Raw genomic sequence first — 8842 nt, 5'->3', positions numbered from 1 at the left:
GGGGTTTGAGTCCGATGGAGTATAGACGCAGTCTTGGAATTGCTTAATTCAGGTCCAAGAAAGCGTCCGCACCCCCTGATTGACTTAAATATTGCTACATTTTTATTTACGAGATCAAGCCTTGTCTCTCCCGGTTTCTGTCCCGCTCCGGCAGATATGACAACAATTGCAGCATCAGCCACATCATCATAATCTCCGGCATATATTTTCATCGTACTCGCAAATGGAATACCATGACTGATATCTATCGCTTCTCCTTCTGCCTTATTCTTATCTGCATCGATAAGGGCAATCTCTGTAAACAAGCCACTCTGCATCAGAGCAAATACCGATGCAGAACCAACAAAGCCACAGCCTATCATTACTGCTTTTTTGAATTAATCACTTTCTTCTTCGTAATAATCTCATCTCCTTAATAATTCTCTTCATGTACTTCAAAATAGCTCTGTGGATGATTACATACCGGACATACTTCAGGCGCCTTAGTTCCTACCACAATATGTCCGCAGTTACGGCATTCCCATACCTTAACTTCGCTCTTTTCAAATACCTGTGAAGTTTCAATATTCTTAAGAAGTGCACGATATCTTTCCTCATGGTGCTTCTCAATCTCACCTACTGCCCTGAATTTTGCTGCAAGCTCAGGGAATCCTTCTTCCTCAGCTGTTTTAGCAAAGCCTTCATACATATCTGTCCACTCATAATTTTCGCCTTCTGCCGCTGCCGCCAGGTTTTCCTTTGTATCACCAATTCCTGCTAATTCCTTGAACCACATCTTTGCATGTTCTTTCTCATTATCTGCAGTCTTTAAAAACAATGCTGACATCTGCTCGTAACCTTCCTTTTTCGCTACAGAAGCAAAATAGGTATACTTATTTCTTGCCTGTGATTCCCCTGCAAATGCCTCCTGTAAATTCTTCTCTGTCTGTGTTCCTGCATATTTGTTTGCTGCCATCTCTTTTACCTCCGTTTTCTTTACTACTTTTTCAAAATCTGATGCCGGGTGCTTGCACAAAGGACATATAAAGTCATCTGGTAATTCCTCGCCTACATATTCATATCCACAAATTCTGCAACGCCATATTGTCTGACTGTCCTCTGTTTTTCCAACCTCCTGTGGCTTAGGCTTAATATTATTCTGATAATAATCATATGTTACTGAAGGAACATTGCTTAAAACTTCCATATCGGTTATCTCACCGATAAACATCGTATGTGAACCCAAGTCCTCTGTTTTAGTAACTGTCACAGAAATGTATGCATTTGTACCTTCTGTAATATAATAAATACCATTTGTGCCCCTGGCACACTGCTCAAATGCTTCAAACTTATTGGTATCTCTTCCTGATTGGAAGCCAAAATGTTTGAACAATTCAAATTGTGCCTTCTGACTTAAGACTGATACAGTAAATTTTCCGGTTCTTTGAATCATATCATGCGTATAATTTGCCTTATTTACACAGATACTTAACTGGTTTGGTTCCGAAGCTACCTGAATGGCTGTATTAATGATGCATCCGTTATCTTTTTCTGCTTCTTTAGCGGTCAATATAAACAGTCCATAACTCAACTTATACATTGCTTTCCTATCCATGCTGTTCCTCCTTTACCTTCTCCCTGCATTTCGGGCAAATGCCTTTAAATGAAATATCATAATCCACAAATTCAATTCCATGAGTGTTATGAATTCTTTCCAACAAATCCGGTATTTGATCCATATCCACATCAAAAACTTCACCACACTTTATACATCTTACATGGTAATGATTTTTCAATGTAAAATCAAATCGGTTCGATCCATCCGGAACTTCAACCTTTCTTAATGCACCTTCCTCTACCAATATATCAAGATTTCTATATACAGTTCCTTTTCCAATTGTTGGATATGCTTCTTTTATAAATTCATACACTTCATTTGCCGTAACGTGTCTTCTCATTTCGTATACGGTATTTCTTACAAGATCTTTTTGAATGGTATTTCTCCTACTTGTCATTTGTCCTCCTTATTAGGATTAGTTCTTAATAAGGATTGTATACCACTATCATCCTTTTGTCAATAAAAATAGTAATAATTCTCATTATTATAAAAGCTACCAAACTGAGCATCTTTTACCTGAATAACTATTTTATTTTGCGTTCAAATACATATTCTGAATCTGAAGATAAATCAGTCCTAAACGAATATCCGAGTCTGTCAAATTTCTGAATCTCCACCGGATTTTCAATATTATTTTCCGCTATGAATCTGACCATTTCACCACGAGCCATCTTGGCATAGGTACCTTTTGTTACCAATTTATCTCCGGATAACTCACAAAATAAAATCGTAATATATCTGTCCTGTGGTGTCAGATACTTTTCTATACATTTTGAGTATTCTTTTGATGCAAGATTAATGATAATCCTACTGTCATCGATTACTGAGCGGTATAACAATTCTCCCCAGTACTCATACAGATTTTTTGCATCTCCAATTCCAATCTTTACCTGCATTTCAAGACGATAAGGAGTCACACCATCCATTGGTTTTAAAATGCCATAAAACGCAGACAAGATTCTTAAATGATTTTGCAAATACTCAAACTGCTGGATTTCAAACACAGATGGTGCCATATATTGAAATGCAATCCCTTCATATGCTAAAACAGCCGGAGTAAGCCTGTTATAAAGATTCATATTTTCCAATCTGTTAAAGTTCTGCTCTGCAATCTTGTCATTACATTTCCAGATAGCTTTCAGTTCTTCTTTTGATTTGCTTTTCATCCAGTTTAATACTTCTGCTGTCTTATCAATATAGACAGGCAATTCAACCGTAGCTAAATTATCGGTATCTACAATCATCTTTTTTGCAGGTGATAAAATAATCTTCATTATGCCAATTCCTTAAGCATATTTTCAGAATCATCTGCCGCCTTGACTTTATCATTTGCCTTTATAATGATTCCATGCTCATCAATAAGATATGTAGTTCTTACTACACCCATAGATACTTTTCCATAATTTTTCTTTTCTTTCCAGACATCATATGCTTCAATAACTTTACGCTCCGGATCTGCTAATAGCGTAAATGCCAGTCCGTATTTTTCTTCAAATCTCTTGTGAGACGCTACAGAGTCCTTGCTTACTCCGAGAATAACAGCTCCCTTCTCAGTAAACTGTGGATAACGCTCAGAAAAGCCACATGCCTGCTTCGTACATCCTGGTGTATTATCCTTTGGATAAAAATATAAAATTATTTTTTTACCTAAATAATCACTTAATTTATGCACTTCTCCGTTCTGATCCGGCAATTCAAAATCCGGTGCTTTTATTCCTAACTCTAACATTTACTATTCCTCCGCTTTTGTATTTTCCACCTGCTTTCTTGTTCTTTTATTACCTGAAATCATTTTATGTCCCGTATACATAGACATGATCATACATATAAGAGTGCTACACGCAAAATACCTATGACCTGATTTGGATCCCTTATATCCAGTATAAAAAGTTCCAATCATAGTAATTAACGCTCCGATTGACCAATACTTATGTGCTTTCATTTTATACCTCCAAACTGATTAAGCTGTTTCCAAAATAAATATCTCTGGATCATTAACAATATTATACATTCTATACATCACTTTCGACAAGCAGAGAAAGAAAAATAATCAATCCAAATACAAAAGTATGTATCACGATAATTCTTGCATTACCTTGACGCATCCTTTCGTATTGTATTTTTTTATTCTTCTTAATGACAGCTATGGTTTCCACATCCATGCTCACCACATGTATGTCCTTCCCCATGGTTGTGCTCATGGAGAGAATACTTCGCATCAATCTTAAATGTCTCTGTGTGTCCAAAGTGTTGGAAAATCTGTCCATTTTCATATGTTACTGCTATTCTCATGATACCTTCTCATTTTTCTACTGCATATTTTTGGTAAATCTCCTGTTTGTAACACCCTCCAAAGCTGCAGTCGCTGCTCTTACCGTCACAGATTATGAAATCCCCACCCTCAATTTTAAGCGGATGTCCATCAATGAGAGCATCTGCTATTTTCTTTCTGGCAATCTCGTAAATCCGTTGGACCGTCGTTCTTGCGATCTGCATAGATTCTGCACACTGCTCCTGACTGTAACCTTTCTTGTCCAAAAGACGGATTGTCTCGTACTCATCTACCGTCAGAACAATGGGCATTTTTTTCTCAGTATCATCTGCCGGAAGAAATTCTAAAACATTTGTGAAATGGCAGACTTTTCTGCATTTTACTGGTCTCGGCATATTTTTGCCGGGGACAGGCACTGGATGGACCGTGAAGCTGCAGTAGCGCTAAAAAAATTAAAAATGGTGTCAATGCCCTCTCGGGCTTATACCTCATTTCTACGGTACCCCCTTCAAAAATCTAGGTTTTATGCAGTTTTCAGAGCCTGTTTTTGCAGGTATTTATCCGAATATTCTGACAACAGCCGTTTTTCGTGCATGTTAACATTTTGGACATATTTAATGAGGTATACTTACCCTTGACACTGAATTAAGTATAGCACTAAATACAACCGTTGTCATCCTATTTTTTCACTCTCTTGATAAGTTGAGCTGAGCAATAACACGCTACCCTCTCGTGCTGCTGCTCAGACTCCTCTGCGCAAAATGTATACTTTTGTTTATAGAGCTTTTATAAAGTTTATATTTTTTTGCCGGAGACAGGCACTTTTTTTCACCTTCGAGCTCTTTTGGGTCAGTTCTGCAAACTGGAAGTTGTTATTGTAAATCATTTTTTGATATTTCAATCGATGGATAGTGCTCTAAACTTGTTAAGTCAACATCTAATGGAGTAACGTATTCCATATAAAATTTTTCAGGATTTTTATCTTGCAATTTTTTAAGTTTATTCTTAATTTTTTCCTCCTCTGTAGAAACAAAAACCACTGATACTACTCCTACCTTTTCACTTGGATTCATTCTGCTATCTTCAACATTTCCACATAAAATCATTCTAACTGTATTCATAATAATCCTCCTCCGCATATAACTTCCGATTTGTAAACCATAAACTCAAATTACAGATTCCTACAATTTGCAAATCATTATATACTCTTCGTCATTCTCATCGACAATTTCAAATCCTACTTTTAGATACATATGAACTGCATAATTCATCTTCTGAACAGATAATGACACTTGCTTATATCCTTGCATTTTCAGTTTTTTTAGCATCTGCTCCATTAGATTAGTTCCAATACCATAGTTTCTATACTGTTTTAAAAGTGAAATTGCAAATGATGGTGTTTCAGCATCAATATGTCCATAATCATTCATAATACGACACCATACTGCACCAACAATTTCATTATTGGCTTCAGCAACCAAACACAAGTCTCCTTTATTCTTACCAAAATCTTTAACATACACCTGTAATTCTGGTTGATTTATAATCTCTTTTGGTGGTATAGGAACCCCTTCTGGAATAAAAATTGCTTCGTATAAAAAAGTATTTAGCACCTTGGACTCGTTTTGTCTTAATTCTCTTATTGAATAATCCATATAAACCTCCGATTTATTTTTTATAAATCAGTTGCTATTCCACACATCCAAACACCTCCACAAACAACGATTTGTCGCTCACAAGCAAAAGTATTATACCACATCTTTACGAATTTTTCTACCACTTCGACTATACTCACAACTTAATGACTTCTTGAATACTTGCCGAAAAAGAAAAACTGCCATCGACTGACAGCAGTTTTCTTTCGGTTGGTACTCCGTTAGGAATACACAATGTCATTCAATTTTTTGCCGGGGACAGGCACTGGATGCGCCTTGAAATGGAGAGCACTTTTGTGGAGATAAATGATACTTGATAAAAGCTGTCTGTTCTGGCCATATAGAACCCTCAGACAAATTCTTATCAAGCAACCACTGATCCTCAACAGATAAAACTTTTGTTTCTCCCTTTTCATTTACTAATGTAACCGATACCTTGGCTTTTTCTCCAGGCTGCAATTCCTCGCAACCATAATCTCCGTCAAATATATGTTTTATTTCCCACGCCATCATATACATCCTCCTATCTGGTGTTTGGTAATTCTTCCGTAAATGAAATATATTGTTTTATAAAGATTTTTAATTATCTCTGTAAATTCCATATTTTTGATCTCCTTTCCTTCTATATGCGTTTTGTTTGAGTGTCCGAACCATTTTTACTTCTGGATATATAGTAACATGCTTCCTCATATTTTTCAACTAATTGTTTTTTCTGATGTAAATTCTCCAACTAAGTTACTGTTTGCATATCAAGAAGTATTCCTATCAAACAACATTCATATCCAGCAACAAAAGTTTCCTCCTGATATTAAAAAACAAAAGTTCCTTCCCGATATTGAAATTTGATAGGAATTGTGTTATAACGAAAAAAAATGAATTGGGAGTTAAAGATTTTCTATGAATACGATAAAAGAAATTCTACATAAAAAAAGAGAAGCAACAGAAAAACATATCAAACAGCTTCAACAGGAAGGAAAACAAGGTATCCGCTATACTGCTATGATACCAGATATTCCATTTCTAATATTGGGGCTATTAAGTGATATTGGTTGGGCAATACATCTTATAGCAGGTATTATTTACTTTTATAGAAACGGTTTTCACCATATGTTAGACGCGCAAAACCGCAACTTTAAATGGGCGTGTCAACGCCCATCTGTTAATTTTAAAGGCAAGATTTTTATGATTCAAGCCGTGAAATAAAATTCAAAAGGAGGATCTTTATGTTAACAATCTCAAATAATCCAACTCGAAAAGGCCTTTCTGTATTCCGCCCTAATGTTATTTATTCTACTGCATCCGGTGTTGAATTGACAATGGATATGCTGATTCCCCAACGAGCCGATACTGACCCTTCTCGCAATCCAGTTATTGTATTTATTCAGGGAAGTGCATGGCATTTTCCTGATACGACCTACGAAATTCCTCAATTAGCTCGTTTTTCTGCCGCTGGATACACAGTTGCTACTGTACGACACCGCAATATTGATGACGGCTATCCAGCACCCGCCTTCTTGCAGGATGTAAAAACAGCAATCCGTTTTTTAAGAGCACACGCTGACCAATTTCAAATTGATGACAAGCAAATCTATTCATTCGGCACTTCCTCTGGTGGTAATACTTCTTTGCTTCTTGGACTCACTGGCGATGACAGCCGTTTTAAAACAAGCGAATATGCAGAATACTCTGATTCTGTTTGCGCTGTCATCGATTGCTTTGGGCCGACTGATCTAACCGCAATGATGCCGCAAGACCCAGCTCTCCTTGATCCAGAAACATCTAATATGATCAATGCCTTCTGTGGTGGTACCTATAATCCTAAAATTTTACAATTAGTAAGTCCTATTTTTTATGTTGAAAAAGGAAAAAATTATGTTCCATTTCTAATTGCGCATGGAAATGCAGACCCTTTAGTGCCTTTCTCTCAGAGCGAACAAATGGTGAAACGTCTTGAAGAATGTGGTGCGGATGTTAGTTTTATCTGCGTCGATCATGCTGAACATGAAGGATCCTTCTGGAGTTTGCCGCTTCTTGATCTTTTTATTGAATTTTTCAACCGACAGTCAAAGCTTCATTTATAATTGTAATACTATACTATTTTCTAATTAGGTGAAAATTGTATATGCAATATTACAAAAGGCTTGACAAATCAGAAATAAAGACATTCGACAAACTTATGGAATTGGAGAATTTGCTATGAATTATGCTTTTCGAAATGGAAAAATTTTGGATGGAACAAAAGAAATGAAAATCCAACAGGGGCTTTGTATTCTGGTAGAAAACGGAATCATCACCGATTTGATACCAGATGCGAATGCAGATCTTCACAATTATAAGGTGATTGACCTTCACGGACAATACATTCTTCCTGGACTAATCAATATGCATGTTCATCTTGCTGGAAACGGAAAGCCTCAGAAAAAGCAGCGCGATAATGAAAAGCTAGTCAAAACCATTATGAGTTCCTCGCTTACCAGAACAATCGCATATAAAATGGTAGCAGGATTTGCGAAAGATGAATTGTTCAGTGGTGTCACAACCATCCGAACAGTTGGTGGACTCGGCAATTTTGATACTCGTCTGCGCGATGAAATTGAATCCGGCACTAAACTTGGCCCTCGCATTCTTGCTGCAAATCAGGGAATCTCCGTTCCAGGTGGTCATATGGCTGGATCGGTTGCAGTTGCCGCATCGACCATTCCAGATGCACTGAAACAACTTGAAAAAGCGAAGCAAGAAAAGGTTGATTTAATCAAACTTATGATTACCGGAGGTGTATTGTTTTGCTAGGGACAGGCACCAATGTCGTGGTCTTACTATTTATTCCGGATTAGCAGGAGCTATTATTGGAATATTTCAAATCGTAATATATGCAGGCGTTTCACCAGAACTTGTATGGATAGTAATTGGTGGAATTTTAAACTTTATTTCAGGATTACCAATTTATCTCTCATTTAAAAAGGAATTTTTTATGGAGTACAATAGCTCCTGGGGGAATGAAGTGGTTTTCGCCCTTTCCACTAACAAGGCGAAACGCAAAACCGCAACTTTAAATGGGCGTGTCAACGCCCATCTGTTAATTTGAAAAGCAAGATTTTTATGATTCAAGCCGTGAAATAAAATTCAAAAGGAGGATCTTTATGTTAACAATCTCAAATAATCCAACTCGAAAAGGCCTTTCTGTATTCCGCCCTAATGTTATAAAATTTTTAGGCTTCAACCCAGGGGCTTGCCCCTGGGTTGAAGCCAAGAAATATTTTTCTAAATCTTTAATGTCGATATCTTCTGAATATACATTACAGATCTAACAACATAAAA

Annotated in this window: 12 protein-coding genes and 2 pseudogenes; 3 read left to right on the top strand and 11 right to left on the bottom strand. The window is 36.8% G+C overall.

Going from position 1 to position 8842, the window contains the following annotated elements; all coding sequences use genetic code 11:
• From LKD48_RS15850 to LKD48_RS15805, 11 genes and pseudogenes are all read right to left on the bottom strand, one after another.
• Positions 1–362: lactate/malate family dehydrogenase (locus LKD48_RS15850; RefSeq protein ID WP_408628586.1), on the bottom strand; the 362-nt coding region annotated here is incomplete at its 3' end.
• A gap of 50 nt (positions 363–412) precedes the next feature.
• A complete protein-coding gene (rbr, locus tag LKD48_RS16590) occupies positions 413–955 on the bottom strand; it encodes a rubrerythrin (protein WP_227102397.1) in 543 nt (180 codons plus the stop codon).
• 18 nt (positions 956–973) lie between these two features.
• Positions 974–1594 (bottom strand): annotated as a pseudogene (locus tag LKD48_RS16585) (flavin reductase); the annotation flags it as partial.
• Positions 1587–1994 (bottom strand): Fur family transcriptional regulator, encoded by a 408-nt coding sequence (locus LKD48_RS15840; RefSeq protein ID WP_118616358.1) that lies wholly within the window; start codon positions 1992–1994, stop codon positions 1587–1589. The gene LKD48_RS15840 and the pseudogene LKD48_RS16585, both read right to left, overlap by 8 nt.
• A gap of 127 nt (positions 1995–2121) precedes the next feature.
• Positions 2122–2871 carry a peroxide stress protein YaaA gene (gene yaaA / locus LKD48_RS15835; RefSeq protein WP_308732581.1) on the bottom strand — a complete coding sequence of 250 codons (750 nt, stop codon included), beginning with the start codon at positions 2869–2871 and terminating at the stop codon, positions 2122–2124.
• Positions 2871–3326, bottom strand: a complete 456-nt coding sequence (gene bcp / locus LKD48_RS15830; protein WP_066559172.1) for a thioredoxin-dependent thiol peroxidase — start codon at positions 3324–3326, stop codon at positions 2871–2873. Before bcp ends, yaaA begins: the two co-directional genes overlap by 1 nt.
• Before the next feature lie 3 nt (positions 3327–3329).
• Positions 3330–3539, bottom strand: a complete 210-nt coding sequence (locus LKD48_RS15825) for a DUF6219 family protein (protein WP_021737557.1) — start codon at positions 3537–3539, stop codon at positions 3330–3332.
• Between the two features lie 191 nt (positions 3540–3730).
• Positions 3731–4264: pseudogene (locus tag LKD48_RS15820) on the bottom strand (DUF134 domain-containing protein).
• A 477-nt stretch (positions 4265–4741) separates the two neighbouring features.
• On the bottom strand, positions 4742–4990 hold the full coding sequence (locus LKD48_RS15815) for a hypothetical protein (protein ID WP_003697696.1): 249 nt from the start codon (positions 4988–4990) through the stop codon (positions 4742–4744).
• Between the two features lie 60 nt (positions 4991–5050).
• A complete protein-coding gene (locus LKD48_RS15810; RefSeq protein WP_015564444.1) occupies positions 5051–5524 on the bottom strand; it encodes a GNAT family N-acetyltransferase in 474 nt (157 codons plus the stop codon).
• Positions 5525–5761: 237 nt separating this feature from the next.
• A complete protein-coding gene (locus LKD48_RS15805; RefSeq protein ID WP_308732580.1) occupies positions 5762–6037 on the bottom strand; it encodes a hypothetical protein in 276 nt (91 codons plus the stop codon).
• A 384-nt stretch (positions 6038–6421) separates the two neighbouring features.
• On the opposite strand from LKD48_RS15805, the gene LKD48_RS15800 reads away from it, so the two are divergent.
• From LKD48_RS15800 to LKD48_RS15790, 3 genes are all read left to right on the top strand, one after another.
• Positions 6422–6727: a hypothetical protein gene (locus tag LKD48_RS15800; RefSeq protein ID WP_308732579.1), complete on the top strand. Its 306-nt coding sequence runs from the start codon at positions 6422–6424 to the stop codon at positions 6725–6727.
• 20 nt (positions 6728–6747) lie between these two features.
• Entirely contained in the window at positions 6748–7605 is an 858-nt protein-coding gene (locus LKD48_RS15795) for an alpha/beta hydrolase (protein ID WP_118616312.1), read from the top strand.
• A gap of 115 nt (positions 7606–7720) precedes the next feature.
• A complete protein-coding gene (locus tag LKD48_RS15790) occupies positions 7721–8314 on the top strand; it encodes an amidohydrolase family protein (RefSeq protein WP_262538899.1) in 594 nt (197 codons plus the stop codon).
• Positions 8315–8842 lie beyond the last annotated feature (528 nt).

Source organism: Anthropogastromicrobium aceti, assembly GCF_020687335.1.
Classification (GTDB): domain Bacteria; phylum Bacillota; class Clostridia; order Lachnospirales; family Lachnospiraceae; genus Anthropogastromicrobium; species Anthropogastromicrobium aceti.
This window is presented reverse-complemented; position numbering and strand designations above follow the sequence as displayed.

Bases quoted from the DNA above. Each gene is read 5' to 3' on its own strand.
- bcp (WP_066559172.1), bottom strand. From the start codon at position 3,326: ATGTTAGAGTTAGGAATAAAAGCACCGGATTTTGAATTGCCGGATCAG.
- yaaA (WP_308732581.1), bottom strand. From the start codon at position 2,871: ATGAAGATTATTTTATCACCTGCAAAAAAGATGATTGTAGATACCGAT.
- LKD48_RS15840 (WP_118616358.1), bottom strand. From the start codon at position 1,994: ATGACAAGTAGGAGAAATACCATTCAAAAAGATCTTGTAAGAAATACC.
- LKD48_RS15810 (WP_015564444.1), bottom strand. From the start codon at position 5,524: ATGGATTATTCAATAAGAGAATTAAGACAAAACGAGTCCAAGGTGCTA.
- LKD48_RS15825 (WP_021737557.1), bottom strand. From the start codon at position 3,539: ATGAAAGCACATAAGTATTGGTCAATCGGAGCGTTAATTACTATGATT.
- LKD48_RS15790 (WP_262538899.1), top strand. From the start codon at position 7,721: ATGAATTATGCTTTTCGAAATGGAAAAATTTTGGATGGAACAAAAGAA.
- LKD48_RS15795 (WP_118616312.1), top strand. From the start codon at position 6,748: ATGTTAACAATCTCAAATAATCCAACTCGAAAAGGCCTTTCTGTATTC.
- rbr (WP_227102397.1), bottom strand. From the start codon at position 955: ATGGCAGCAAACAAATATGCAGGAACACAGACAGAGAAGAATTTACAG.
- LKD48_RS15805 (WP_308732580.1), bottom strand. From the start codon at position 6,037: ATGATGGCGTGGGAAATAAAACATATATTTGACGGAGATTATGGTTGC.
- LKD48_RS15800 (WP_308732579.1), top strand. From the start codon at position 6,422: ATGAATACGATAAAAGAAATTCTACATAAAAAAAGAGAAGCAACAGAA.
- LKD48_RS15815 (WP_003697696.1), bottom strand. From the start codon at position 4,990: ATGAATACAGTTAGAATGATTTTATGTGGAAATGTTGAAGATAGCAGA.